Annotated in this window: 26 protein-coding genes; 12 read left to right on the top strand and 14 right to left on the bottom strand. The window is 63.9% G+C overall.

The window, feature by feature from the left end; all coding sequences use genetic code 11:
• Window positions 1-75 precede the first annotated feature (75 nt).
• Window positions 76-1,341, top strand: a complete 1,266-nt coding sequence (locus U4Y90_RS05615) for a mechanosensitive ion channel family protein (RefSeq protein ID WP_321793068.1) — start codon at window positions 76-78, stop codon at window positions 1,339-1,341.
• Window positions 1,342-1,528: 187 nt separating this feature from the next.
• Window positions 1,529-2,521 (top strand): LysR family transcriptional regulator, encoded by a 993-nt coding sequence (locus U4Y90_RS05610; protein WP_321793067.1) that lies wholly within the window; start codon window positions 1,529-1,531, stop codon window positions 2,519-2,521.
• Between the two features lie 13 nt (window positions 2,522-2,534).
• On the opposite strand, the gene U4Y90_RS05605 is transcribed toward U4Y90_RS05610, so the two are convergent.
• Window positions 2,535-2,831, bottom strand: a complete 297-nt coding sequence (locus tag U4Y90_RS05605; protein ID WP_321793065.1) for a YciI-like protein — start codon at window positions 2,829-2,831, stop codon at window positions 2,535-2,537.
• Window positions 2,832-2,981: 150 nt separating this feature from the next.
• Between U4Y90_RS05605 and U4Y90_RS05600 the strand changes: the two genes are divergently transcribed.
• Entirely contained in the window at window positions 2,982-3,218 is a 237-nt protein-coding gene (locus U4Y90_RS05600; RefSeq protein WP_321793063.1) for a hypothetical protein, read from the top strand.
• A gap of 141 nt (window positions 3,219-3,359) precedes the next feature.
• Window positions 3,360-5,168 carry an OmpA family protein gene (locus U4Y90_RS05595; protein ID WP_321793061.1) on the top strand — a complete coding sequence of 603 codons (1,809 nt, stop codon included), beginning with the start codon at window positions 3,360-3,362 and terminating at the stop codon, window positions 5,166-5,168.
• A gap of 99 nt (window positions 5,169-5,267) precedes the next feature.
• On the opposite strand, the gene U4Y90_RS05590 is transcribed toward U4Y90_RS05595, so the two are convergent.
• Window positions 5,268-5,756, bottom strand: a complete 489-nt coding sequence (locus tag U4Y90_RS05590) for a hypothetical protein (RefSeq protein WP_321793059.1) — start codon at window positions 5,754-5,756, stop codon at window positions 5,268-5,270.
• Between the two features lie 204 nt (window positions 5,757-5,960).
• Between U4Y90_RS05590 and U4Y90_RS05585 the strand changes: the two genes are divergently transcribed.
• Window positions 5,961-6,212, top strand: a complete 252-nt coding sequence (locus U4Y90_RS05585) for a GlsB/YeaQ/YmgE family stress response membrane protein (RefSeq protein WP_321793057.1) — start codon at window positions 5,961-5,963, stop codon at window positions 6,210-6,212.
• A gap of 65 nt (window positions 6,213-6,277) precedes the next feature.
• On the opposite strand, the gene hutI is transcribed toward U4Y90_RS05585, so the two are convergent.
• From hutI to U4Y90_RS05570, 3 genes are all read right to left on the bottom strand, one after another.
• Window positions 6,278-7,498 carry an imidazolonepropionase gene (hutI, locus tag U4Y90_RS05580; protein ID WP_321793055.1) on the bottom strand — a complete coding sequence of 407 codons (1,221 nt, stop codon included), beginning with the start codon at window positions 7,496-7,498 and terminating at the stop codon, window positions 6,278-6,280.
• The gene (gene hutU / locus U4Y90_RS05575; RefSeq protein WP_321793053.1) at window positions 7,495-9,168 is read right to left on the bottom strand and encodes a urocanate hydratase; all 1,674 of its coding nucleotides are present in this window, start codon (window positions 9,166-9,168) and stop codon (window positions 7,495-7,497) included. The genes hutI and hutU overlap by 4 nt, the downstream gene beginning before the upstream one ends.
• Before the next feature lie 157 nt (window positions 9,169-9,325).
• The gene (locus tag U4Y90_RS05570; RefSeq protein ID WP_321793051.1) at window positions 9,326-9,790 is read right to left on the bottom strand and encodes an Lrp/AsnC family transcriptional regulator; all 465 of its coding nucleotides are present in this window, start codon (window positions 9,788-9,790) and stop codon (window positions 9,326-9,328) included.
• A gap of 129 nt (window positions 9,791-9,919) precedes the next feature.
• On the opposite strand from U4Y90_RS05570, the gene U4Y90_RS05565 reads away from it, so the two are divergent.
• Window positions 9,920-10,546 (top strand): LysE family translocator, encoded by a 627-nt coding sequence (locus U4Y90_RS05565; protein WP_321793049.1) that lies wholly within the window; start codon window positions 9,920-9,922, stop codon window positions 10,544-10,546.
• Window positions 10,547-10,548: 2 nt separating this feature from the next.
• Here the strand turns inward: U4Y90_RS05565 and U4Y90_RS05560 are convergent, their stop codons facing one another.
• Both U4Y90_RS05560 and U4Y90_RS05555 read right to left on the bottom strand, forming a co-directional pair.
• On the bottom strand, window positions 10,549-11,772 hold the full coding sequence (locus U4Y90_RS05560; RefSeq protein WP_321793046.1) for an ROK family transcriptional regulator: 1,224 nt from the start codon (window positions 11,770-11,772) through the stop codon (window positions 10,549-10,551).
• Window positions 11,773-11,855: 83 nt separating this feature from the next.
• A complete protein-coding gene (locus U4Y90_RS05555; RefSeq protein WP_321793044.1) occupies window positions 11,856-11,981 on the bottom strand; it encodes a hypothetical protein in 126 nt (41 codons plus the stop codon).
• Between U4Y90_RS05555 and U4Y90_RS05550 the strand changes: the two genes are divergently transcribed.
• A complete protein-coding gene (locus tag U4Y90_RS05550; protein ID WP_321793042.1) occupies window positions 11,980-12,189 on the top strand; it encodes a hypothetical protein in 210 nt (69 codons plus the stop codon). The genes U4Y90_RS05555 and U4Y90_RS05550 overlap by 2 nt on opposite strands.
• A 12-nt stretch (window positions 12,190-12,201) precedes the next feature.
• Here the strand turns inward: U4Y90_RS05550 and U4Y90_RS05545 are convergent, their stop codons facing one another.
• The 3 genes from U4Y90_RS05545 to U4Y90_RS05535 all read right to left on the bottom strand — a co-directional run bounded on the left by U4Y90_RS05545 (window position 12,202) and on the right by U4Y90_RS05535 (window position 17,078).
• Window positions 12,202-15,171, bottom strand: a complete 2,970-nt coding sequence (locus U4Y90_RS05545) for a putative bifunctional diguanylate cyclase/phosphodiesterase (protein ID WP_321793040.1) — start codon at window positions 15,169-15,171, stop codon at window positions 12,202-12,204.
• Between the two features lie 154 nt (window positions 15,172-15,325).
• On the bottom strand, window positions 15,326-16,102 hold the full coding sequence (locus U4Y90_RS05540; protein ID WP_321793038.1) for an N-acyl amino acid synthase FeeM domain-containing protein: 777 nt from the start codon (window positions 16,100-16,102) through the stop codon (window positions 15,326-15,328).
• A 553-nt stretch (window positions 16,103-16,655) separates the two neighbouring features.
• Window positions 16,656-17,078: a hypothetical protein gene (locus U4Y90_RS05535; protein WP_321793036.1), complete on the bottom strand. Its 423-nt coding sequence runs from the start codon at window positions 17,076-17,078 to the stop codon at window positions 16,656-16,658.
• A gap of 246 nt (window positions 17,079-17,324) precedes the next feature.
• On the opposite strand from U4Y90_RS05535, the gene U4Y90_RS05530 reads away from it, so the two are divergent.
• On the top strand, window positions 17,325-18,626 hold the full coding sequence (locus U4Y90_RS05530) for an EAL domain-containing protein (protein WP_321793034.1): 1,302 nt from the start codon (window positions 17,325-17,327) through the stop codon (window positions 18,624-18,626).
• A gap of 3 nt (window positions 18,627-18,629) precedes the next feature.
• On the opposite strand, the gene pip is transcribed toward U4Y90_RS05530, so the two are convergent.
• Window positions 18,630-19,619 carry a prolyl aminopeptidase gene (gene pip, locus U4Y90_RS05525; protein WP_321793032.1) on the bottom strand — a complete coding sequence of 330 codons (990 nt, stop codon included), beginning with the start codon at window positions 19,617-19,619 and terminating at the stop codon, window positions 18,630-18,632.
• 159 nt (window positions 19,620-19,778) lie between these two features.
• On the opposite strand from pip, the gene U4Y90_RS05520 reads away from it, so the two are divergent.
• On the top strand, window positions 19,779-20,492 hold the full coding sequence (locus tag U4Y90_RS05520) for a lysophospholipid acyltransferase family protein (protein WP_321793031.1): 714 nt from the start codon (window positions 19,779-19,781) through the stop codon (window positions 20,490-20,492).
• Between the two features lie 7 nt (window positions 20,493-20,499).
• Here the strand turns inward: U4Y90_RS05520 and U4Y90_RS05515 are convergent, their stop codons facing one another.
• Complete coding sequence (locus U4Y90_RS05515) at window positions 20,500-20,868, bottom strand: response regulator transcription factor (protein WP_321793029.1); 369 nt, start codon at window positions 20,866-20,868, stop codon at window positions 20,500-20,502.
• Between the two features lie 203 nt (window positions 20,869-21,071).
• Entirely contained in the window at window positions 21,072-22,010 is a 939-nt protein-coding gene (gene pcaQ, locus U4Y90_RS05510) for a pca operon transcription factor PcaQ (protein ID WP_321793027.1), read from the bottom strand.
• A gap of 115 nt (window positions 22,011-22,125) precedes the next feature.
• Here pcaQ and pcaH point away from each other — a divergent pair, with 115 nt between their 5' ends.
• The 3 genes from pcaH to U4Y90_RS05495 all read left to right on the top strand — a co-directional run bounded on the left by pcaH (window position 22,126) and on the right by U4Y90_RS05495 (window position 23,834).
• Window positions 22,126-22,827 (top strand): protocatechuate 3,4-dioxygenase subunit beta, encoded by a 702-nt coding sequence (gene pcaH / locus U4Y90_RS05505; protein WP_321793025.1) that lies wholly within the window; start codon window positions 22,126-22,128, stop codon window positions 22,825-22,827.
• A gap of 6 nt (window positions 22,828-22,833) precedes the next feature.
• Window positions 22,834-23,442, top strand: a complete 609-nt coding sequence (gene pcaG, locus U4Y90_RS05500; protein WP_321793022.1) for a protocatechuate 3,4-dioxygenase subunit alpha — start codon at window positions 22,834-22,836, stop codon at window positions 23,440-23,442.
• An 86-nt stretch (window positions 23,443-23,528) separates the two neighbouring features.
• Entirely contained in the window at window positions 23,529-23,834 is a 306-nt protein-coding gene (locus tag U4Y90_RS05495; protein ID WP_321793020.1) for a DUF2288 domain-containing protein, read from the top strand.
• A gap of 60 nt (window positions 23,835-23,894) precedes the next feature.
• On the opposite strand, the gene U4Y90_RS05490 is transcribed toward U4Y90_RS05495, so the two are convergent.
• Window positions 23,895-24,983 (bottom strand): AI-2E family transporter, encoded by a 1,089-nt coding sequence (locus tag U4Y90_RS05490; protein ID WP_321793018.1) that lies wholly within the window; start codon window positions 24,981-24,983, stop codon window positions 23,895-23,897.
• Between the last annotated feature and the right edge of the window lie 136 nt (window positions 24,984-25,119).

The raw sequence follows: 25,119 nt of genomic DNA, 5'->3' as shown, positions 1-25,119 counted from the left end.
GAACGTGCACGATCATGCACAATACGGAGCGCGTCGCGATGCAAAAGCGCGCGTCTCCAGTCTCCTACGGCCCTTATGAATTTCGATTTCCTTCCCGATCCGCTGCCGCATCTGCTCGCCGTTCATCCTTGGGCGCAAACGGTCGCGGGCCTCGTCGCGCTCGCGCTGATCGCGATCTTCCTGCAATGGGTGGTGGCGCGCATCGTGCTGTATGTGGCGCATCGCCTGCTCGTGCTCGCGGGGCATCAGAAGTGGGACCGCGCGTTCATCAAGCATCGCGCTTATCACCGGCTCTGGTACGCGGTGCCGTTCGCCACCGTCGCGCTCGGCATCGAAGACGTCCCGCGCATCGGCCACTGGGCGACGATCATCGGCCGCGTCGCGCACGGCGGTGCGTGGGTCTGCATGTTTTTCGCGGCGGGCAGCGCGCTGTCCGCGTGGCAGGATGTCTATGCGGAGAGCAAGGAAGCGCAGACCCGCTCGATCAAGGGCTATATCCAGATCGGCAAGCTCGCGCTCGCGCTCGTATGCGGCGTGCTCGTCCTGTCGATATTGATCGACCGTTCGCCACTCTGGATGCTCTCCGGTCTCGGCGCGCTGTCCGCCGTGCTGTTGCTCGTGTTCAAGGACACGCTGCTGTCGCTCGTCGCGAGCACGCAGTTGACGTCGAACGACATGCTGCGCATCGGCGACTGGATCGAAATGCCGCAAGCCGCCGCCGATGGCTTCGTGAAAGACATCGCGCTGCATACGGTCAAGGTGCAGAACTGGGACAACACCGTGACCACGGTGCCGACCTACAAGCTCTTTTCCGAGAGCTATCGCAACTATCGGCACATGTTCGAATCGGGCGGGCGTCGCATCAAGCGCACCATGCGCATCGATGCGCAATGCGTGCGCTTTCTCACCGACGAAGAAACCGCGCGCCTGAAGCGATTTCGCCTGCTCCACGATTATCTCGAACAGAAGCAGACCGAGGTCGAGCAGGCCAACCGCAATCTCGGCGAACTGGCGAACGAGCCCGCGAACCGGCGGCGGCTCACCAATATCGGCACGTTTCGCGCGTATGGGCTCGCCTATCTGCAGCGCCATCCCGAGATCCGTCAGGACATGGCGATCATGGTGCGCATGATGGAGCCCGAATCGCAGGGCATTCCGGTCGAGGTCTACTGTTTCACCGCGACGACCGCGTGGACGCAGTACGAGCGCATTCAGGGCGATGTGTTCGACCATCTGCTGTCGATCCTTCCGGAGATGGGCCTGCGGCTCTACCAGTCGCCGTCAGGCGCGGACATGAGCGGTTTCGCGGGCCGCCTGCGCGGCGAAATGCCTACGCTCTGAGTTGCGCGATTCTCGCCGTCGAAAAGAATCAGGCAAGAATCCTCCAGTTTTGTGTATTCACGTTGGCGCTTTCCGTCCGTACGATTCAACCAACGCCGGTGCGCCTTTTTTCCGCAGCTTTTCAGCCGCGGTGGCGTCGTTTTTTTGCGCGCATCGCCACTCAATCGTCATAAAAGGAAAACTCAACGTGATCGATCGCGTCCATGCCATGCGTGTCTTTACGCGTGTCGTCGATACGAACAGCTTCACGCGCGCGGCCGAGTCGCTCGGCATGCCGCGCGCGAGTGTTTCGACGACCGTACAACAACTCGAAGCGCTCGTCGGCGTGCAGCTCCTCGCACGCACGACGCGGCGTCTGAATCTCACCGTCGACGGCGCCGCCTATTACGAACGCTGCGCGCAAATCCTCGCCGACATCGACGAACTCGAGTCCGGTTTCGGCGCGGGCGAGGAGCGGCTGCGCGGGCGGCTGCGCGTCGAAATGCCGGACACCGTCGCGACGTCGATCGTCGTGCCCGCGTTGCCGGAGTTTCACGCGCGCTATCCGCAGATCGAATTGTCGATCGGTATCGGCAATCGCAATGTCGATCTCGTCGGCGAAGGCGTCGATTGCAGCGTGCAGCTCGGTGAATTGCCCGATTCGGGCCTGATCGCGCGCCGGCTCGGGATGCTCGAACAGGTGACTTGCGCGAGCCCCGCGTATCTCGAAAAGCACGGCATGCCGGAAACGCTCGACGAGCTCGCGCAGCATGTCGCGGTGAATTGCCTGTCGGAGAAGAGCGGACGACCGGCCGACTTCGATTTCGATGTCGGCGGCGAAGCCGTGACGCTGAAAATGCGCGGTTTCGTGCAGGTCGCCGACGAGCACGCGTACCTCGCGTGCGGCGTCGAAGGGCTCGGGCTGATCCAGCCGCTGCGCATCGCGGCGCAACCCTATCTGCGCTCGGGACAACTGCGCGAAGTGCTGCCGCAATGGAAGTCGCCGCCGCTCAAGGTGTCGGTGGCGTTCCTGAAGAGCCGTCAGGCGACGCCGCGCGTGTCCGTGTTCGTCGACTGGCTGGCGGCGCTCTTCGAGCGTTCGCAGCAAATCGACGATACGCTGACGAGCCTCTATCGCTCGGCGCAACGTCGCGGGCCCGCGCGCCGCGATCGTCCCGCGGAAGAAACCGCCGACGCGTGATGTTCGTGTCGCGCTATCGCACGGGCGTGGCCGCGTTCGCGCCCACGACCGTGTTCCACTTGCGCACTTCCCAACGCTCGACCAGCCCGTTCGTCACATACGGATCGCTTTTCGCGAAGTCCTCCGCGGCGGCGGGCGAATCGCTGTGGAACAACAGCATCGCGCGATCGGTGGGCGCATCGAGCGCGCCCGCAAGCACGATGTCGCCCCGCTCCACCGACGCCCACGCGAGGGCCAGATGCGCGTCGCGAAACTGCGCGCGGCGCTCCAGATAGTCTGAACAAAGTTCGTAGATCAACAGGTAGTGCATCGCCGCCTCCTTTCTGTGAAACAGTGTCACTTACATCGCGTTAGTTTGTCCTATTTTTGAGACTAAAACTAAGAGTTCAATCGGAACCCTCTGATCGCCTTACGATAGCGTTTCGAAGATCATGTGCGGGTACTTGTTAAGGACTCTGCCATGCACCGCGATCAACCTCCCTGCAATATGTGCGCAAAGCACGATTGCCGCAATTGCGCGTGGACGTCGCCGCTCGACGCCTCGTACCGCACGCTCATCCGCTCCCATTCGATGCTGTCGCTCGTCGCGCTTTCCGTGAGAAACCCGGAGCCCACGCCCGCCGAGCCGTCGTGGCTTGCCCTCGCGTGCAAGCGCATTCTCAAATTTTTCTCAGACGTGACGCCGCGCGCACGTTGAAAGCACGCCACGCGCGTCGCATCGAAGCACCGTTTTCGTAAAGAAGTTTGCACCCACCTTTTTAGGATGACTGTGCAATATAGAATCCCCTGCACACTTGCGCTTGCGTCAAGCGTTCATGCAGAAAGGGATATTTAGTCGATGAGCATCAATCTGGTCCAGGCAGTCAACGCCGCGATCTCTGAAAGCATCGCGGAGCAGTTGTCGCAACAGTTTGGCATTCCTGGGCAGATCGTCCGTCAACTCGTGACACGTATCGCGCCGGGACTCGTCGCGTCGCTGATGGACCGGGCGACGCTCGTGCCAGGCTCGCAGTCGGTGTACTCCGTCATCATGCAGCCGGAGACCAACGCCTACATCGCGGATCAGTTGCCCAAGCTGATCGCGACCACCGGCGGGCTCAAGCAACTCGAAGCGACCGGTCACTCGCTCGCCGCGCTCGCGACCGGCCAGCGTATCGATGCGCTGACCGACGCCGTCTCGACCGAAACCGGTGTTCCCACGCAAGCCACATCGGCGCTTGCCGGCATCGTCGCCGCCGTGCTGTTCGGTGTGATGAAGCGGCACTTCCTGCTCGCGCAATGGGGGCTGCCACATGTGCCGCGACTGTTGCGCGATCAGGTCGGCGAAGTCAATTCTTCGATGTCGAACGCGGTCGCGACGGCCATCGGCGTCGGCAACACCGAAGGCTTCACCAGTTGCATCACGCCGCGGCTCGATACGGTCGCGTCGAGCCTGGAGCCGCGCACCGATGGCGACGTCGCCTTGGCGGTCGCACCGGAGCCGGTCGTCAAAGCCGCCACACAGACCGTACCCGCTCCGCAGGCCACGCCGCCCGCGCCGCAGCCGCCATTGCGCGCGCCCGTGCGCCGACCCGCGCCGAAGCGTTCGAACAAGTGGATCTGGCTGCTCTTCGCGGTGCTGGCCGCCGTTCTCGCGCTGGTCTATTACCGTGGCTTCACGCACAACGACAGCGTCGATCTGAGCGCCGCGTCCGCCACGCAGCAGGTCGCCAATGTGTCGACGCCGGCTTCGTCCGCGTTGCCATCGACCCAGCCGGTCACCAATGACGCGCCGGTAGCCACGTCCGTCGATGCAGCGGTGACAACCGCGGCGACGCCGCAGGCCGATCCGGCATCGAAGGATGCCCCCTCCTCCTGGAAAGACGCGCAATTGCTGTTCAGCGTCAACGCGTCGGGCGTCCCCGCGATCGAGGCGACTGTCGGCACCGAGGCGGAGAAAAAGCATCTGATCGACACGTTGACGGCTCGCTTCGGAAACGCCTATACCGCGGTCGTTTCCGTCGTTCCGGAAACCCGTCCGGCGACCTGGCTTTCTCGCCTGAACGACTTCTTCCCGCTCATGACCGTGCCCGGGGCGGAAGCGAAGGTCAACGGCTCGAAAGTCGAGTTGAGCGGCACGGCCGCGAATGCGAAGCTCGGCTGGGCCGATCGTCTGCGCGGCACGCTCGGCGGCATGTTCCAGGTCGCGGCGTTCGATGTCGACGGAGCAGTCGCCACCGCGACGCAATCCTTTCGCAGCGCGATGAAGAGCCTGCTCGCCACTGAAACCCCGTGCTCCGGCGACAAGCTGACTCGCGTGCTCGACCTCCAGGTGGTCAATTTCGCGCGCTCGAGCGCGCAGGTGCCGGACAGCGCATACGCCACGCTCGGCGAGACGGCGCAATTGCTCAAGAGCTGCGCGGCCAAGGGTTCGATCGTGAATATCGAAATCGCGGGTTACTCGGATTCCCAGGGCATGGCATCGGCGAATCTGGAGGTGTCGAAGGAGCGCGCCCAAGCGGTCCGCGGCTACCTGGTGCGAAACGGCGTGCCGCCGCAATCGCTCACGGCCAAGGGTTATGGCGACGCCAATCCGATCGCCGACAACGACACAGCCAGTGGACGTTTCGCGAATCGCCGGATTGAGTTCGTCGTCAGAAAAGGCTGAAATCCGTTACGGTTCGCTTGATCTTTTTCAGAACGCCGTCGCATGAAAGTGCGACGGCGTTTTCGTTCATGCACGCGCTATGAGCGCCTTACAGCCGGCTCAGTTCGGCTTCGCAAACTCATTCTCGGCCCAGCGCTCGGCGCTCGCCTTGCTGAGCTTGAATGCAGGCGAGACGCGCACATGCGCGAGCTGCGCGCCGTACGCATCGAAGGCTTTGAGATGCGCGTAAGGATCGTCCTCATCGGGAACGATCTCCAAGGTCACGGTGATGTCCTCGCCCTGCACGTCGATGGTGACGTTCTTGTTCAGCATCGCATGACGCTGCTGCTCATGCCGGCGCAAGACTTCCGACGCCGTCTTGACCAGCGTGCGGAACGCGGCCGCATCGAGCGGCTTCGGGTTTTTCTTGTCGCGGCCCATCGTCCACGGACCAACGAGCGCGGGCTCCGCCTCGCCCGTCTGGATCATTTCGACAGCCCAGCCGTCGTCGTCCTCGTTCTTGATCACGCGCGCGGTCCAGCCATCGTCGCGCCAAAGGCGGTCTTCGTGGATCGCTTCGTCGGTGGAGGGAAATTCGGAATCGGTCATATCGTAGCAAGGCAGGCAGTGAGGCAATGCGAAGAATTTTACCTTGGGGCGGCACGCGGCATCGTTCGTGCTCGAAGGACTGGCCAAACGGCCAGTGTCATACCCAAACGCATTGCGCCGTGCTACTTTGGATATACCGGAACTATCCGGAATCCATCTGCTACGCAGTCAAGAAGCCGTCAAACTCAGCCAAGGAGCAACCGCATGCTTGCATTCATCGGTACTTTGATCGTCGGACTCGTCGTCGGCCTCATCGCGCGGGCACTCAAGCCGGGCGACGACAGCATGGGCTGGATCATGACCATCGTTCTCGGCATCGCCGGCTCGCTCATCGCGGGTTACGTCGGCCGGGCGCTCGGCTGGTATCAGCCGGGACAGCCAGCGGGATGGATCGCCTCGGTGATCGGCGCGATCATACTGCTCGTCGTCTGGGGCTTGATCCGCAAGCGCACGTAACGCCACGCCCCACCGTTTCTGTTTTTGACAAAACGCCTCGCCCGGGTCCGGACGAGGCGTTTGTTTCATCGGGCGATGCGCTCGATATCGACCTGCGCTCCGCCATGCACGACGCGATTCGGCAGCGAGCCGCCCAGCCAGTACGAAAGCTCAGCAGGCCTGCCGATTCGCCAGGCGACGAAGTCCGCGGCCTTTCCCGCTTCGAGCGAGCCGTGCGTCGCTTGCATTCCGAGCGCCTTCGCCGCATGAATCGTCACGCCGGCGAGCGCTTCTTCCGGCGTCAGGCGAAACAGCGTGCAGCCCATGTTGAGCATCATTCGCAAAGAAAGCGCCGGCGACGTGCCCGGATTCAGATCGCTCGCGAGCGCCATCGGCACGCGATGCCGCCGCAGCGCGTCGATAGGCGGCAACTGCGTTTCGCGCAACATATAGAACGCGCCCGGCAGCAGCACGGCGACCGTGCCCGACTGCGCCATCGCGAGGGCATCGTCCTCCGTCATATATTCGAGATGGTCGGCGGACAGCGCCCGATAACGCGCCGCGAGCGACGATCCGTGCAACGACGACAGTTGCTCCGCGTGCAGTTTCACCGGAACGCCGAGATCGCGCGCGCATCGGAACACGCGCTCGACTTGCTGCGTCGAGAACGCGATATGCTCGCAAAACGCATCGACGGCATCGACGAGACCTTGCTCGACGAGCGCGGGCAGCATCTCGTCGCAGACATAGTCGATGTAATCGTCCGCGCGATTCGCGAATTCAGGCGGCAACGCATGCGCGGCGAGGCAGGTCGCGCGCACGGTCAGCGGCAGCGCTTGCCCGAGACGCCGCGCCACGGCGAGCATCTTGCGTTCGTTCGCGAAGTCGAGCCCGTAGCCGGATTTCACTTCGAGCGCAGTCACGCCCTCGCGAATCAAGCCGAGCGCGCGCGTTTTCGCGGCTTCGAACAATGCGTCCTCGCTCGCTTCGCGCGTCGCGCGCACGGTGCTCGCGATGCCCCCGCCACGCGCCGCGATCTGCGCATAGCTCACGCCTTCGAGCCGTTCTTCGAACTCGCCGCTGCGATCGCCGCCGAACACGAGATGCGTGTGACAGTCGATCAAACCCGGCGTCACCCATGCGTTTTCGAGATCGACACGCTCGCAGTCGCCGATATCCGGCGTCGCCGCGCGCGGCCCGATCCATTCGATGCGCGCGCCGTCGGTCAGGATCGCCGCGTCTTCGATGACCGAATACTTGCCGTCGGCCATCGTCGCGGCGTGGCAGTGTTGCCAGAGCTTTTTCATCGCTTGTCGATCATCGGCAGGTCGAGGCCCTGCTCGCGGGCGCAATCGATGGCGATGTCGTAGCCGGCATCCGCGTGACGCATGACGCCCGTCGCCGGATCGTTTTGCAGCACGCGCGCGATGCGTGCGTCGGCATCGCGGCTGCCGTCGCACACGATCACGACCCCCGAATGCTGCGAGAAGCCCATGCCGACGCCGCCGCCGTGGTGGATCGACACCCACGTCGCGCCGCTTGCCGTGTTCAGGAGCGCGTTGAGCAGCGGCCAGTCGGACACGGCGTCCGAGCCGTCGCGCATTGCTTCGGTTTCGCGGTTAGGGCTCGCGACCGAGCCGGAGTCGAGATGATCGCGGCCGATCACGACCGGCGCCGACAATTCGCCGTTACGGACCATCTCGTTGAATGCGAGGCCGAGTTTCGCCCGCAGGCCGAGCCCGACCCAGCAGATACGCGCCGGCAAACCCTGAAAGCTGATGCGCTCGCGCGCCATGTCGAGCCAGCGATGCAGATGCGCGTCGTCCGCGATCAGCTCCTTCACTTTCGCGTCCGTCTTGTAGATGTCCTCCGGATTGCCCGACAGCGCCGCCCAGCGGAACGGCCCGACGCCGCGGCAAAAGAGCGGCCGGATATACGCCGGCACGAAGCCCGGAAAATCGAACGCGTTCTCGACGCCCTCTTCCTTGGCCATCTGGCGAATATTGTTGCCGTAGTCGAAGGTCGGCACGCCTTGTTCGCGGAACGCAAGCATTGCGCGCACGTGCTCGGCCATCGATTGTTTCGCGGCCTTCACCGTGGCCGCCGGTTCGCTTTGCGCGCGGTCGCGATACTGCGCCCACGTCCAGCCCTTCGGCAAATAGCCGTTGAGCGGATCGTGCGCGCTCGTCTGATCGGTGACCATGTCGGGACGCACGCCACGGCGCACGAGTTCGGGCAGCACGTCCGCCGCGTTGGCGCACAGCGCGATGGAGATCGCGCGGCCTTCGGAGGTATAGCGCTGGATGCGCGCGAGGGCGTCGTCGAGATCGGTCGCCTGCTCGTCGACATAACGCGTCTTCAGACGGAAATCGATTCGGCTCTGCTGGCATTCGATGTTCAGCGAACACGCGCCCGCGAGCGTCGCCGCGAGCGGCTGCGCGCCGCCCATGCCGCCGAGACCCGCGGTGAGCACCCAGCGGCCCTTGAGGTCGCCGCCGTAGTGCTGCCGGCCGGCTTCGACGAAGGTTTCGTACGTGCCCTGCACGATGCCCTGACTGCCGATGTAGATCCAGCTTCCGGCCGTCATCTGGCCGTACATCGCGAGACCCTTCGCGTCGAGTTCGTTGAAGTGCTCCCAGTTCGCCCAATGCGGCACGAGATTCGAATTTGCGATCAGCACGCGCGGCGCGTTTTCATGCGTCTTGAACACGCCAACCGGCTTGCCCGACTGGACGAGCAACGTCTCATCCGCTTCGAGGCGCTTCAACGTTTCGACGATTTTGTCGTAGCACGCCCAGTCGCGCGCCGCCCGGCCGATGCCGCCGTACACGACGAGCTCCTTCGGATTCTCGGCCACCTCGGGGTCGAGATTGTTCATCAGCATGCGCAGCGGCGCTTCGGTGAGCCAGCTCTTGGCGTTGAGTTGCGTGCCGCGCGGCGCGCGGATCTCGGTGTCGCGAAAACGGGAGGAAGTCACGGATTGCTCCTGCGCATCAAGAAAAGAGAGTGTCGACGGACGCGGAAACCTCCCCGCGTCGAATTGGCTTCATCTTCTTGTATATACAACTTTGGTTGTATTGGGGAAATCCCGAGGCCATCCATTGGTATCACGGCATTTCTTGTATAGACAATCGTCAAGGCATGGGCAAGCCGCTGTCACGTTTGACTTCCCGCAACGAAAGCATGGATTCGACCGCCGTCACACCCGGCAAGGTCCGCAACACGTCACGCATGAAAATGCCGTATTCGTCGAGATCGCGCGCGATGATCTGAAGCAGATAGTCCGCCGTTCCCGAAATGTTGTGGCACGACACGATGCGCGGAATACCCTGGATCTCGCGCTCGAAGCGATCGGACAGCGCGCGGTCATGCACGCTGAAGCGCACCTGCGCGAATGCGACGACCCCCAGTCCCAGCGCCTTGCGCGACAGCACCGCGCGATAGCCGTCGATGTATCCGTCGCTTTCCAGCCGCTTGAGACGGCGTGCGCACGGCGTCTCGCTCAGTCCGACGCGCTCGGCCAGTCTGGCGACGGACAAGCGGCCGTCCTGTTGAAGTGCGGCGAGCATCGCCCGGTCGATGCGGTCGATTTCGATCATGGCGCTTTCCCCTTTGTTTTCCTTCGATGTTAGTGGAAAGACGCTTGATCGAGTCATAAGACAGATCAAAAGACCATAAAACACTCCATGCGAGGTGGCACGATGTAGCCATCGAAACGGGAGCGCATCATGGTATCGGCACATTTGCTTTGGGTTTTCATCGGCGCACTCGCGCTCGTCTATGCACTGCCGGGACCGGACATGGCGCTCGTGCTCCAGACAAGCGGCACGCGCGGCTTCCGGCATGGCCTTGCCGTGGCCGCAGGACTCGCCACGGCGCGCGCGACGCATGTGACGCTCTCGGCGCTCGGCGTCGCCGCACTCTTGCGCAGCGCGCCGTGGCTCTACGACGGCGTGCGCATCGCGGGCGGCCTGTATCTGTCTTATGTAGCGATTCAGATTTTCCGTTCGCCCGCATTCGGCCTCGACGCCACGCCGGGGCAAACGGCAGCACCCACCTTGCGCGCGGGCTACGCGAAAGGGATTTTGAGCAGCATCCTCAATCCGAAGGCGCTGCTGTTCTGCTCCGTGCTGTTGCCGCAATTCGTGCGTCCGGAGGCCGGCCCGGTCTGGTCGCAGGTTCTGGAACTGGGCGTCGTGCTGGTCGCAGTCGGCGTGCTGTTCGACCTCTCGCTCGCTGCAGGCGCGGTGCGGATTTCCGGCTGGCTGCGCCGTCATCCGAAAGCGCAGACGGTGCAGCGCTGGACGTTCTCCGCCGCATTGCTCGCGTTCGCCGCGCGGCTCTCGCTCGACTGAATTCAGTCTTCGAGCGGCTTCAGAAAAAGCTCGTGCTTCGGCGCGAAATGCGCGTAGAGCGGCAGGATCGCGCCGCCCATCGCGCGGGCGTCGGGGCCGATCTGCCCTTCGACGAGACGCGGCCGCGTCATGCCTTGCCAATCGAACGCGGCGAGCGCGTCGTCGGTGCGGCCGATCACTTCGCGCAGCAAGGTCCGGTCGATTTCGCCATCGATCACGACGGCTTCGAGATCGAGCAAAGCCGACGACGACGCGATGCCCGTCGCGATCGCGGGACACGTCTCGCGCATCCACGCTTCCGATAACGGGCGCAGCGCCGCGGACCACGCGCGCTCGTCGTGCGCGGCCGCCGCCGGCGCACCCGCCGCGGCGAACGCCTTTTCCAGCACGTACACCGACGCCGTATTGAGCAGTTGCCCCGCGCGCTTGCCTTTCCCGCGCCCGACAAGCGGCAGCGAACCGATCGCACCCGCGTTGCCACCCGGGCCCGCGTGCAATCGACCGTCGATCACGAGCCCGCCGCCGATGAACGTCCCGATGAACACATAGAGGAAGTTGCGCAGCCCGCGCCCCTGGCCCATCACGAGCTCGGCGGCGCAAGCGGCGGTCGTGTCCTTCGCGAACTCGACGGGCAGCGCGGTCATCGCCTGAATTCGTTCGCGGATGTCGATGTCGTTCCACGCCGCGAGCACGTCGGGCGGCGTGTCGAAGAAGTCGCGCCAGCCGCCGAGCCACAACGGCGCGGCGACGCCGATGCCCGCGATCTTTCGCGCGTCGTCGCCGAGCGCGGCGGTGACACGCGCGAGCCGCTCCTCCAGCGCCGGAAAGAGCGTATGCGGATCGGGATACGGATACTCGAGCGTCTCGCGGGTGCGCACGTTGCCGGCGAAGTCCATCGACAGCACGTCGAGACTGCGCCGCCCCACTTTCACGCCGATGGAAAACGCGCCGTCCGCGCGCAGCGAGATCGGCACCGACGGCTGACCGATACGGCCGCGCACACGAGCGCGCGGCTCTTTCGCCAGCAGGCCGTCCTGGATCAGATGATCGACGATCAGCGAGACCGTCTGCATCGACAGCCGCGTCATGCGCGCGACATCGGCCTTGGGCAATGCACCATGAAGCCGGATCGCCTGCAGAACGATGCGCTCATTGAACTGGCGCATGCCCGACTGATTCGAACCGACGGGTTGTACCGGGGCTTTGCGCACTGGCCGCTCAGACATCGGCCCGGGCCTTTCGGCGCAGACGCGCGCACCAGACATCGTTCATGTGTTCGTCCCCGTTCGATTAATTCCAGTGCTTTTATTTAAAGCATCTGCGCCGATTTTAGCAAGCGCGGCCCTGCACGCCGTTCGGCAATTTTTTTCGCGATTTTTAGTCGGTTATGTTCGGCGGGAGCGTCATCGCCGATCAACTCCGCATCCGCAAACATGAGCACACTCGAAGCCCTTCACGCGATCGTCAACGACGAAAGCGCGCCGCAGATCATTCGCGATCACATCGTCGATTCGCTGCAGTTCGCGTTGCGCAATCATCCCGGCTATTTCACGCGCAAGGAGATTCAATGGCTCGCGCAATGGGAAGACTCGCGCATTCCCATTGCAGCGGCGAAGGTCCTGAACGAGATGAAGACGGCTTGAAGCGTGCGGCGCTCAATGCGTGCCTGACGCGCGCGCGTGCCATTCATAGTCGAACACGGTCGCCTGTGCCGGCTCCGACAGGCCTTCGACAAAGCTGATCACTTCCGGATCCTTCACGAAACTCGCGGCCGAGCTCGCCGCGAGAATCGCCGAGCTTTCCTGCGGCCGCGCGACGAGGAAGCCCTGCACATAATCCACGCCGATTTCCTGCAACGCGCGCAAGGTATCGACGTCCTCGACCCACTCCGCGACGCTGCGCATGCCGAGATTGCGCGCGAGCGCGACGATCGCCTCGACGATTGCGATATCGGCCGGGTGCGCGCACATCGAGCGGACGAATTCGCCGTCGATCTTCAGCGCATCGGCGGAAAGCGCCTTCAGGTATTTGAACGACGTGTAGCCGGCGCCGAAGTCGTCGAGCGCGATCTTGCCGCCCATGTCGTGCACGCGTGCGATGAAGCGCTGCGTATTCTCCAGATCGTGCAGCGCGACGCTCTCCGTGATCTCGAGGCAGAGGTAATGCACGATCGACTGATAACGCGCGAAGAGCGCGAAGATGTCCTCCATGAACTGCTCGTCGTTCAGTGAGCCGCCGGAGAGGTTCACGCAAATGAACTGCGTGTTGCCGAGCTGATGCTGATGCGTTTCGATCCAGTCGAGCAAGGTCGAGATGACCCAGCGATCGATCGCGGCGATATTGCCCGACTCTTCGGCCGCGACGATCACCTTGCCCGCGGGCAGCGTCGCGCCGTCGGGCGAGCGCATGCGCAGCAGGACTTCGAAGTTGAGCGATTCGGTCGGCGCGGAGAGCGACATGATCGGCTGCATCACGAGGAAAAGCCCCGGCGGCAGGCGATTGCGCCCGAGCGTCTCGACGAGCTTCAGTTCCTCCGCGCGCTCCTCGAATGCCGCCGCGCCCTTGCGATAGGTGACGAGATGAGTGTGCGCGACCTTCTTCGCTTCCCGGCACGCGCGATCCGCGTGCGAGAGCGCGTCCTGCACGCGCACGCCCCGCGAACATTCGACGAGACCGATCGACGCCTTCACCTGAAACGCGCGATTGCCCACCTGATACGGCGCGTCGGAAAGAATGGAGATGAGCTCGCGGCATTGCGCGATGGCGTCTTCGATCGACGTGTCGTGCATCACGCAGACGAACTCGTCGCCGCCGATGCGCCCGACCGGATAATTGCGCGCGAAGTGCGCACGCGTGCGCGCCGCGACCTGGCGCAGCACTTCGTCGCCGCTGCGATGGCCGAAGAGATCGTTGACGAGCTTGAAGCGGTCGAGATCGACGTAGGCGAGCGCCCACGGCAGCGTCTCTTCGCTCTGCACGGAGATGGCCTTCTCGACGCCGCGGCGATTCAGCGAGCCGGTCAGCGAATCGTGCTCCGCGAGAAAACGCAGGCGCTCGACGGCCTTCGAACGTTCGGTCGTGTCCTGCAGCGAGCCTTCTATCCAGCCGTTCGAGCGGATTGCCTTCAACAGATAGCGACGCTCGCCGGTGCCGCGCTCGGGCGAGCCGCCCATTTCGAGTTCGCCGTCACTGCCCTTCGATGCCAGCGCCTGCAGCGCGCCCCACGCGCCCGCCTCGAAGTAGTCGTTCCAGTGCCGCGCCTTGTAGTCGGCCTTTTGCAGATCGAGCATTGCGCGCAACGCGGGATTGGCGCGCACGAAGTGGCCGTCGGCGTCGAGCGTGAAGAGGCCGATCGGCGTGACTTCGTAGGTGTTGCGCAATTCCATTTGCGCCTGGCGGCGAAAATCGCGCTCGGCGCGCATCTGCTCGGCGATCGCGAAGGCCGCCATCATGCTGGACGACAGCGCGGCCATCACCGTGTTGACGCCGCCGACGAGCACCTTCAGCCCGAAGGCCGCGCCGAGCACTTCCGAGAACGTCGAGAACAGCACGACGCCGAGCGACGCGACGTACCACAGCACGGTGCGCGAGCGCGCCATCCACACGAGCCGCGCGAGGAAGAACAGCAGCACGCAGATGCCGAAGCCCGCGATGACCCAGAGCGTCGGAATGAAAAGCGCATACGGCAACGCGAACGCGGCGGCGAGCAGCACGATGCCGACATACTGGATCAAGCGCAGCAGCCAGCGATAGCCCACCACGCGCAACTCGCGCCTGAAAAGCTGCTGAAAGAGCGCGGCGGTCAGCAAGTAATAGGCGGCGAATGTGAACTGCCGCAGCGGTTGCATGAAATCGGACGGCAGCAGACGGCCGAGCCATTGCATGTCCCAGCCCATCGCATTTGCGCAAAGACGCAAATTGCCGACGAGCCACACCGCGAAAATAACGTAAGTCCACTCGTGATTGATCAGCGCCGTCACGAATACGAATACCGCGAGCGTCAGCAAACCGCCCGCGATCAATCCCGAACTTTCCTGAAAATCAAGCGCCGAATTACGCAAACCTTGCCATTCCCATGCATAAGCATTGATTTGCGCCGGTCCTGAAAATGTGCCGCGGCAAAGTATGTTTTCGGGTTTTTTCAGACGGCCAACCTGAATCGAGAAGCCCGCCTTGACTGCGCGCATTTCGCCGCTCAATCCGTCGCGACTCGCCTCGCCGAGCGGCGCGAGCGTATTTGCGTCCCAGCAGGCAAGCGTTTGCGCATGACGCGACGGCAATTCGACGACCGTCGACGAAACCGCGCTCATGCTGGGCGTCGTAAAACTGAACCAGATCGGCTTTTCGGAAAGACGCGTGCTGTAACGGGAAACGGGCGCCGCGCCTTGCAGCGCCTCGAGCGCATCGGCGGGATTCATGATGCCGCGTTTATCGGCGGCGACTCGCAGTTCAAGCGGAACCGCGCCGCGCGTTTCGTATTGGCGCGGCAGAAAATAAAGCGTCGCGATCGTACCGAGCAGAATCAGAAAGGGCACCGCGTATACGGCGACCGCGTACAGCGCGTCGTCGATCCACGAGCCCGTGCGTCTGAATCTCGATAAGGAAGCTGGAATAACCGACGCCATACCTGGAAAAACCCCCGTTTGCGCCCGGCGCGAAATGCGCCTGCGCAGGCAGCGGCGGAGAACGAGATCCCCGCGCGCCACCGCTTTTTGGCCAACCGGACCGCTCCGTGGCCCGGTTATTCGCTATTACCTTCCTGGATACGATCGTGCCTTTTTACCTGCCATAGGCCATCAACGGAGCCTCCGGGCATCGTACCGGTTCCCAGTCAAAAGATAAATCTACAGAATGCAAATCGATGTCGGGGTGATGCGTGTGCACCATGTAATTGAAGAGCGGATGACGCGCCTCTTCCCAGCGCTGGCGCGCCGCGGCGACATCCTTCGCCAGCACGCGGTGCGGCAGGCCGCCCACATGCGACATCGGCAGGAATTCGTTGACGCCGAAAACATCCTTGAAGAGCATCGCCTCATACTCCCGATCGAGCGGCGTACGCGCCGTGATCACCATGTAATCGATCTCGTGCAGTTCGCAGAACATCCACAGCGCCTTGCACAACGCCACCTTCACCACCCGTCCCACCATCCCGCCCGCGACGCCGAGACGCGTCGCTTCCGCGAGTCGGCTCGTCGCCAGATGCTCGGGCAGACGCACCGACTGCTCGACGGCGAGCGGACCATACGCATTGGTCTGAATGCGCATGGTGCCGAGCGGTGCGCCGTCCAGCTTGGATTCCGCCAAAAGCACGGCTGTGCCGCGATCGCGATCCGAAGGCTCGATCGTCATTTTTTCGGCGAATTCGGGCAGGTGCCGCCCATAGGCCGAACGTCTGATGCTCACGGCTTTCTGCAATCCGCCGTCGTCCTGGACGATACGGATAGTAAACGGCATGCGCTCCGTTTTCTGAAGTGCGGGTACGACCGTGAGAGTCGGGCGAACCGCCGGTTCGGTTTGGTTAGCGGCGGCGTTGTTGGCAAGGTTCAGACGTTCCATTTGTAAACCCCATTTTTTCTTGGCGATTGGAAAGGTGCCGCGTGCTGAGGACGTTTATTGGTCGGTCCCTCAGACGGGCGAATCGAGCCTCTCACGAAGTCAAATAACGGGGTGCGCGCTTGCCGCTGTTTCTCAGCAAATTTCAGGCTAATACAGTGGAAGAAAGCTTCTAATCGGTGCAAAGCCGGGCGCCGGGTAGCCGCTGCAAACCAATATATGCATATGCCATGGAGGAATATACGAGCCCGATCGGATGAAAGAACGAGGGCGAGCAGCCACCAATCGACGCGAGAGGCATTTAGGAGAATAGCGTTCGGCGAAGCGTCGCGGAGCATCGCGTAAACGCTGGAAAACACATAAAAAAAGGGGTTCGGTAACGTTTGCTTACACTTTTTCTTCGCAGAATCTGCGAACTGCCTGGCGCGCAAAGTCTGGGATTTTGAACGGCCCGCGGAGGCCTCAAGAAAAAGCGGGCCTCCCTTGAAAAGAGAGGCCCGCTCTATCACGACATAATCATGTCGGGAGTATGAATTTCGCCGAAGAGAATTAAAAATCAGTCGTCTTCGTCGAGCCACGGGATATCAACATCGGTAATGAAAGCGACCATCGCGAGCGGACGGCCTTCCTGCCGCCCGATATTGCCGTCGGCGCGTTGCCACTCGCAGCGGAAAATTGTCGAAGGCGTGTCGGCAAGCAGCGTGATGGTGCGAATCTCGTCCGGATCGTTGTCTTCGACGGGGCCGTCGAGCGACACGAGCAACTGTTGCGGCCAGACGCCGTCGGCGGGATCGTAAATCTTGTCGCCGTCGTGGATGACGACATGCGCCTCGACGCCGATCGTCGCCGACGCCTCGACGATCATTTTTCCAAGGGCGCGCAGGACCGCGGTGGCGCGGCCCGAGTTGGCCTGACGGATCGCGAGATCGCCGCGCGTCAGCGCCTGCTCGAGTTTGGGGTTGGTTTTCTGTTGCGCCATCTATCTCTCTCTAGGGTTCGTTGCAACTTTCGACGAGCGCGGCCCGGCTTAAGTTGCAGGCGGATCGTAGCATCGCACCAACAAAGATAGGTCGCGCAGGCCCCGCCGGCAAACCGGAGGCGATGAAAGCGCTCTCGACGCAAGAACGGCTGCGGCGCTCAAGTTTGCGCACGACCCGCCGATATTGCGCTCATCCCCACCGAAAAGCGTGACTGCCGTGCCGTTCATCGAACTGACTGCTCCTGCGTGCGCTCGACTGCCGGCGCTCGCTTCGTACAGGCCGTCGCCGGGCGCCGTGCAGCGCACGCCGGTTACCTGCGTCTGAACGTGCTGAGCGCACACACGGAGATCGTCGACGGCATCACGCTGCGCACGCATCTGCAACCGATCTACAGCCTGCCGCACCAGCGCGAAGTGGGCTACGAGGCGCTGTTGCGCGGCGACGCGGGCGGCGGCGCGCTCGTCGGGCCGTTCGATCTCTTCGGCAAGGCGATCGTCGCAGGCAGGCTGACCGAGCTCGACCGCATGAGCCACCTCACCCATCTGCGCAACGCGGCGCCCATTTTGCCTGCCGCGCACTGGCTCTTCCTCAATATCAATCCGGCGACTTTCACCGATCCCGGCTACGCCGCGCGGCTCGCGTCGGCGACGCGCGAAGCGGGCCTCGCGCCCGAGCAACTGGTCATCGAAGTGCTCGAATCCGGTGGCACGGACGTCGCGGAAATCGCGCGCGCGACGCATGCGTTTCGCGCGCAGGGCTTTCTCGTCGCGGTGGACGATTTCGGCGCGGGGCATTCCAACATCGACCGGCTGCTCACGCTGCGGCCGGACATCGTCAAGCTCGATCGCAGTCTCGTGCGCACGAAAAGCGCCCACATGAGCGACGCGCTGATGCCGAAGCTCGTCGACCTGCTGCACGAGTCGGGCATGTTCGTGGTCGCCGAAGGCATCGAGACGGGCGAGGATCTGATCCTCGCCGCTCGCTCGAACGTCGATTTCGTGCAGGGCTATCTGCTCGGCATGCCCTCGGCGCAGCTCGCCGGGCACGGCGCGGCCACGCCGCTCTTCGAAGACGTCTTCGATACGCTCGCGCAAATGCGGCGCAGCGAGCGCGTCACGAGCGATCTGCTTCTGCTGCCCTATCGCACGGGACTCACTTACGCGGCGCGGCGTCTGGCGTCGGGCGCGACGACCGAAGCCGCGTGCGCCGACCTGCTCGCGCTGCCCTGCACGCTCAGTTGCTTTTTCCTCGATCAGGGTGGCCGCGAGTGCATGCCCGGTTTGGCGGGCACGGCCGCGAAAGCTCCGAGCGAGCGATTTGCGCCGATCGCCGATCCGTCGACCGGGCGCTGGGACAATCGCCCATATTTCGTCGATGCGCACGCGAAGCCGCAGCAGGTGATCACGAGTGCGCCCTACCTCTCGGTGACGGGCACGTCGCTGTGTGTGACGCTCACGATCGCGACGCAGCGCGCCGCGCAGCCGGTCGTGATCGGCGCGGATCTCGACTGGCGCAGCCTGACCGACGCCGCGCCCGCGATCGTCTGAATGTCAGGCGGTCGCGGGTCTGGTCTGCGCGATCGCGTTCGCGAGCGCCGCCGCGCCGGCACGCAATGCCGCGAGATTGCCCGGCTCGAAGGTCCAGTGGCCCGACGCATTCACGACCGCCAGTTCCGCACCCGGCCAGCGCGCCGCCAGATCCAGCGCCTGATCGGCCGGGCACACCATGTCGAAGCGGCCGTGCACGATCCGGCAGGGCAGATGCGCGATGCGCGCGACGAGCGGCAAGAGCGGCATCGGCGGCAGTTCGTTCGCCATGTAGTGACGTTCGAGCAGCGCCATCGATATCGCGGCCGCGTTCGCCTCCGCGTTCGGGCGCTTCTCTTCCTCGGCCGGTTCCTTCTCCGGCTTGTTGACGACGGAAAGCGTCGTCTCGTACTGCGTCCACGCGCGCGCGAGCCGCGTGCCGGCCTCGTCGAAGCGCGCGAGCGGCGCTTCGGTCATCCGCAAGATTTCCTGCGCATTCGCGGGACGCTTGCCGCACGCTGCCTCGATCGCGTCGAGAAACGCGCGATGCGCTTCGGGGAACACGCGCCGCACGTCCCACAGAAACCAGTCGATATCCTCGCGGCGCGCGAGAAAAACGCCGCGCAGCAGAAAGCCCGTGCAGCGCTCCGGATGCGCGACGCCATACGCGAGCCCGAGCGTCGTGCCCCACGAGCCGCCGAAAAGCGCCCATTGTTCGATGTTCAACGCGACGCGCAGCTTTTCCATGTCGCCGACGAGCGCATCGATGCCGTTCGCCTCCAGCTTGCCGAAGGGCGTGGACTTGCCGCAGCCGCGCTGATCGAAGAACACGACGCGCCAGCGGTCTTCTTCGAGCACGTCGGCCCATTTCACGTTCATCGCGCCGCCGGGGCCGCCGTGCACGACGAGCATCACGGGCGCGTCGCGCGGACCTTGCGCGCGCCAGTAGATCGAGTGTCCGTCGCCTACGTCGAGCATGCCTTCGTCGAACTGCACCGGCGATTGATTTTCCATTGCGGCTGTTCCTTTCCGAGGGTGTTCCGTCGGGGTCCATTGTTGCATCGCTTCGATGACGCCGCATGGTGTGCAATGCCGGTCCGGCGTGTTTCGCCCGATAGGCTATGCTTGCGGATTCCCGCCGTTCGTCACCTTTCCGTCATCTTACGAATCCCGATGCGTCGCACCCTCGTCAAGTGGCTCTTTGCAACCTATCTGCTCGGCAGCGGCATCGTCTGGTCGATTCTGATCCTGCCGCTGTTTCCGTTCGTCGGCCGCAACGGGCGCTACCGTCTCGCGACGCTCTGGTGCCGCGCGATGGTCGCGATGATGCGCGCGCTCACCGGCGTCACCTGTTCGATAGAAGGCCTGGAGCATCTGCCCGACGGGCCATGCATCATCCTTTCGCGCCATGAGTCGACGTGGGAAACGCTTTCGTTCATGGCGCTGTTTCCGCGGCGCATCAGCTTCGTGTTCAAGCACGAACTCATGAACATCCCGTTTTTCGGCTGGGTGCTGCGCGGCCTCGACATGGTGAGCCTCGATCGCGGCTCGATCCGGCAAGCGCACACGGCCGTCACGCGCGAATGCGCCGCGCGGCTGAAAAAAGGCGATTCGGTCGTGATCTTTCCTGAAGGCACGCGCGTCGCGCACGATGCGCCGCTCAAGCTGGCGTCGGGCGGCGTGCGTCTCGCTTGCGCGACGAAAGTGCCGGTGGTGCCGGTCGTGCATGACGCGGGCAAGGTCTGGCCGGCGAAAGGCTGGCCCGATCGCGGCGGGCATATCCGCGTGATCGTCACGCCCTGCCTGCCGCTCGAGTGTCAGATTCCGCAGGAGCTGAACCGCCTCGCGCAGCGGCAGATGGACGAGGCGCTGGCGGCGCTGCGCTAGGCGGCGCTCAGTAAAGCGGGCGCTTTTTCGCGGCGCACAACCGGTTCACCGCCGCGATCAGCGTCCCCATGTCGACGGGCTTGCGCAAGTATCCGTCGTAGCTCACGAAGGCCGGCGGGTTCGGATGCCCCGAGATCATCAGAAAAGGAATGTGCGCGAGCGCCGCGTCGTTTTTCATCGTCTGACACAGCAACGCGCCGCCCAGGCCGGGCATCATCCAGTCCGAAACGACGATGTCCACGCGCTGCTCGCCGAGTATCGTCAGTGCTCCGTTGCCGTCGAACGCGCATAAGACATTGCAATCCTCGCCCTGCATGCACAGGGTCCAGGCTTCGATGGTGGCGGGATCGTCGTCGACGAGCAGTACAGTCTTCATCTTGCGAACATGTTCGAGTGCGGCGCGTGCGTGCGGCGGGACGTCTACGACAAAGGCTGTGGCCAACCCCGGATGTGACTGCCGCCAGCGGCGTTCGTTGCAGTCATCTCGTCCTCGCGGCCTTTCGTCATAGTATTTCTTTCCCGCGAAATCTGCGCGGTAAATGCTGCTTTAGCAACTTGCGCGCCGCCCACCCCCACCGGTCATTTGCTCCCGGCGCGCGAGCGGCCCGCCTCGCGCAGCGCGTCGACGAGCGTTTCTTCCACCGGCGTGCGCGCCGCGTCATTGCGGCGTATCAGGCCGATGGGCTCATCGGTGCCGGCGAAGGGCATCGGCAGCGCGCTGAGCAGCCCGAGCCCGATGTCCTGCTCGACCGCGCCGGCCGGCACGAACCACACGGCGTCGTTGTTCATCGCGAGCGAGCGCCCGAGCGACACCGACAGGGTTTCGACGAGCGCGGTCAACGCGTGTGCGCCGAACGCGGTCAGCACACTTTCCGCCGATTGACGGATCAGCGTGCCGAACGGCGGCACGACGATCACGAAGCGCGCGAGGAGCGCGGGCGTGAGCGGCGTCTCGAGCGTCAGCGGATGCTCGCGGCGCACGACCACCGCGAGCGGCTCGCGATAGATCTGCTCGAAGGACAGACCGTGCATCGCTTCCGGCTCCGACAGCCGTCCGACGACAAGATCGACTTCGCCGTCCTTCAACTTTTCCAGCAAGAGCGCGTTGGAGTCTGTCCGGACAGACAGCGACACCGCCGGCCACTGCTGCCGGAACGAGGTCAGCGCGGGTGACAGGAGCACCGGCGCGACCGTGGGCAGGATGCCGACCGCGATGGAGCCCGGCACGTCGCCGCGCTCGCGCAGAAGCATGTCGACGCCCTCGCGCAAGGACGCCACGCACGCGCTCGCATGCGGCGCGAAAAGCCGCCCCTCTCGGGTCGGCACTGCCCCACGCCGCCCGCGCTCGAACAGCCGGACGCCTAGAATGGATTCGAGCTCGCCGATTGTCTTGGAAACCGCGGGCTGCGTGATCGACAAGCTATCGGCGGCGCGCTGCACGCTGCCGAGCTGCGTGACGGCCAGAAAACACTGCAGATGCCGGAACTTGACCCGGGTGTTGGTGAAGTCGGTATCCATGAAGATCCGTTATGCAAGATGGCACAAAACGTCATTTTCCATAACTTGCGTCGTTCTATAAAGTAGCCGTCAGAAACATCCTATTCAACTTCCACAAATACAGGAGACAGTCGACATGACCTCCCCCATCCTCACACCGCGCGATTGGGAATCCCATCCCGCGTATCTGTCGCCCGGCTACCGGTCGTCGATTCTGCGCAGCCCGGGTTTGCCGCTGATTCCGCTGAAGGAAAACCTGCGCAATCGCCGCGTGCCGGTCTATGGTGCTGACGATCTGGGCGTGCTCGACAACGATCTCACGCGCAACGCCGCGAAAAACGGCGAACCGCTCGGCGAGCGCATCATCGTGACGGGGCGCGTGCTCGACGAAGGCGGCCGTCCGGTGCGCAACACGCTCGTGGAAGTGTGGCAGGCGAACGCCGCGGGCCGCTACGTGCACAAAGCAGACCAGCACGATGCGCCGCTCGATCCGAACTTCCTCGGCGCGGGCCGCTGCCTGACCGACGACGAAGGCCGGTATCGCTTCATGACGATCAAGCCGGGCGCGTATCCGTGGGGCAATCACCCGAATGCATGGCGTCCGCAGCACATCCACTTCTCGCTCTTCGGCGAATATTTCGGCTCGCGCCTCGTCACGCAGATGTACTTCCCCGGCGATCCGCTGCTCGATCTCGATCCGATCTATCAAGGCATTCCGGAGCACGCAAGAAAGCGTCTGGTGTCGGCCTTCTCGATCGACACGACGCAGGAAAACTACGCGCTCGGCTACGAATTCGACATCGTGCTGCGCGGCCCGGACCAAACGCCGACGGAGTAACCGAACATGACCACGCTGAAACAGACCCCTTCGCAGACCGTCGGACCGTACTTCGCCTACGGCCTGGTTCCCGAGCAGTACAACTTCGATCTGAAGAGCCTCTTCACCGCATCGGCGGCGGATCGTGAGACGCCGGGCGAGCATATCGCCATCGTCGGCAATGTGTTCGACGCCGAAGGCAAGCCCGTCAACGACGCGCTGATCGAAATCGCTCAGGCCGATGCGAGCGGCCGCTATGTGCAGAACGTGCAGGAAGCGCGCGAGTCGGGCTTTCGCGGCTTCGCGCGCTGCGGCACCGGCACGGACCCGAAGCTGCGCTTCATCTTCGATACGGTAAAGCCGGGCGCGACCGCCGACGATTCCGCGCCGCATATCGACGTCATCGTGCTGATGCGCGGCATGTTGCTGCACACCTACACGCGCATCTACTTCGACGACGAAACCGAAGCCAACGCGAAGGACACCGTGTTGCAGAGCGTGCCGGCCGAGCGCCGCCACACGCTGGTCGCGAAGCGCGAGGCGGGCGCGTCCGCCAATCCGGGTTCGTCGGGCACGATCTATCGCTTCGACGTTCATCTGCGCGGCCCGAACGAGACGGTTTTCTTCGATCTGTAAAGTTTCTCGCGGCAGTTGTTTGAAACGAAGGCGTCCGGCACTGCGCTATAGTGTCGGACGCCTTTCGTTTTTCTTCGCTTTCGCCCATGTCCGACGCCCCTACGCCCAGCCCGCTCTATGTCAAGCTCCTCGCCGAAACCGCCCAGATCGGCTGGTCCGAACTGGAGCGCTTTTTCGCGCAGGGCAAGCTCATCTGGGTGAAGGGCGATCTCGACCTCGTGAGCGTGGCGGAAGCCGTCGCCAACGACGACAAGCAACAGGTCGCGCAATGGCTCTCCGCCGGTCTGGTCGAACGCATGCAGGCCGAGACCGCCGCCGACGTCGCCGCGCGCGATCCGCAATTGTGGGCGGTCGTCCTGTCGCCGTGGGTATGCGTGCAGGAACGCGGCTGATCGGGCTTCGATCACGCTCCCTCGCGTAACCGCGATGCGTTACGCCCACCTTCGAAAGCGCTAGCTGCGGTTGCCGACGTAGTCCGTCCATAGCACGACGAGAATCGTCATCAGCGCCGGGCCGATGAACAGCCCGACCAGCCCGAACGTCTCCGCGCCGCCGAGAATGCCGAACAGCACGAGCAGAAATGGCAGCCGCGTCGATCCGCCGATCAGCACCGGCCGCACGAAGTGCTCCGCCACGAACACGACGATCAACCCTGACACGGCGACGCACGCCGCCGCGATCATCGAGCCTTGCGCGAGCAGCCATAGCGCCGCGGCGAGAAACACGATCGGCGCGCAGAACGGCAGCATCGCCGCGACGGCGGTCAGCATGCCGAGCAAGGTGGCGTGCGGCACGCCCGTCACCGCATAGGCGATGCCGAGCAGCGCGCCCTCGCCCAAGCCGACGACCACGAGCCCCACCACCGTGCTGCGCACCGATTCCGCCATGCGCCGAACGAGCGCGGCGCCGTCCGGACCGAACGCCCGGCGCGATCCCGCGAGCAGTTGCTCGCCGAGCTTCGAGCCCGCCAGAAACACGAAAAAGAGCGTCATCAGCATGAAGCCGAAGATGACGAATCCATGTACCACGCGAGCGCCGAAGTGCCGCGTCATCGCGACTACCGTCGCGCCATGCAGACCCTTCACCGCCGGCGAAGCTTCGAGCGGCGTCGACAGATTCTCCTGCCACCAGCGCCCCACTTGCTGCGAGCCCATCGGCAAATGCTCGATGAACGCCGGCACAGGAATGCCGGTGCGCAGCACCTCGTGGAACCAGTGGAGCATGTCGCGCGCCTCGGCCACCGTCTGCGCCGCGACGATGAAAAACGGCACGACGAACAGCAGCCCGATCGCCGCCGTCAGCGCGACCGCGAGCAGGTTGTGATGCCGCCGGAACATCGACCGACGTTCGAGCCAGCCGAACGCCGGCCATAGCGCGATCGCGATCACGCTCGCCCATACGACCGCGGGAATGAAAGTGCGCGCCGTGTACAGCGCGACCAGCACGAGCACGGCATAGAGCACAGCGGAAGCCGTGCGCTGCATCTTGCGCGTGCGCCCGGATTCATCCGGCGTCGGGTCGTTGCGCGGCTGGATCGGCATGAGTGAGTGGCTCCCGTTTGCGACATTCGATGATGGGCGAAACATAAAACGTTCGCCCGCATTGTAATCACGCACGAATCATTCCACTCGATGCGAATCGTCACGCAACCTTATTTACAGAAGGCACGTTTCGCGC

It is taken from the genome of Caballeronia sp. J97 (assembly GCF_905220305.1).
In the GTDB taxonomy this organism is placed as follows: Bacteria; Pseudomonadota; Gammaproteobacteria; order Burkholderiales; family Burkholderiaceae; genus Caballeronia.
The sequence above is the reverse complement of the archived record's forward strand: the minus strand, read 5'-3'. Positions and strand labels throughout refer to the sequence as shown.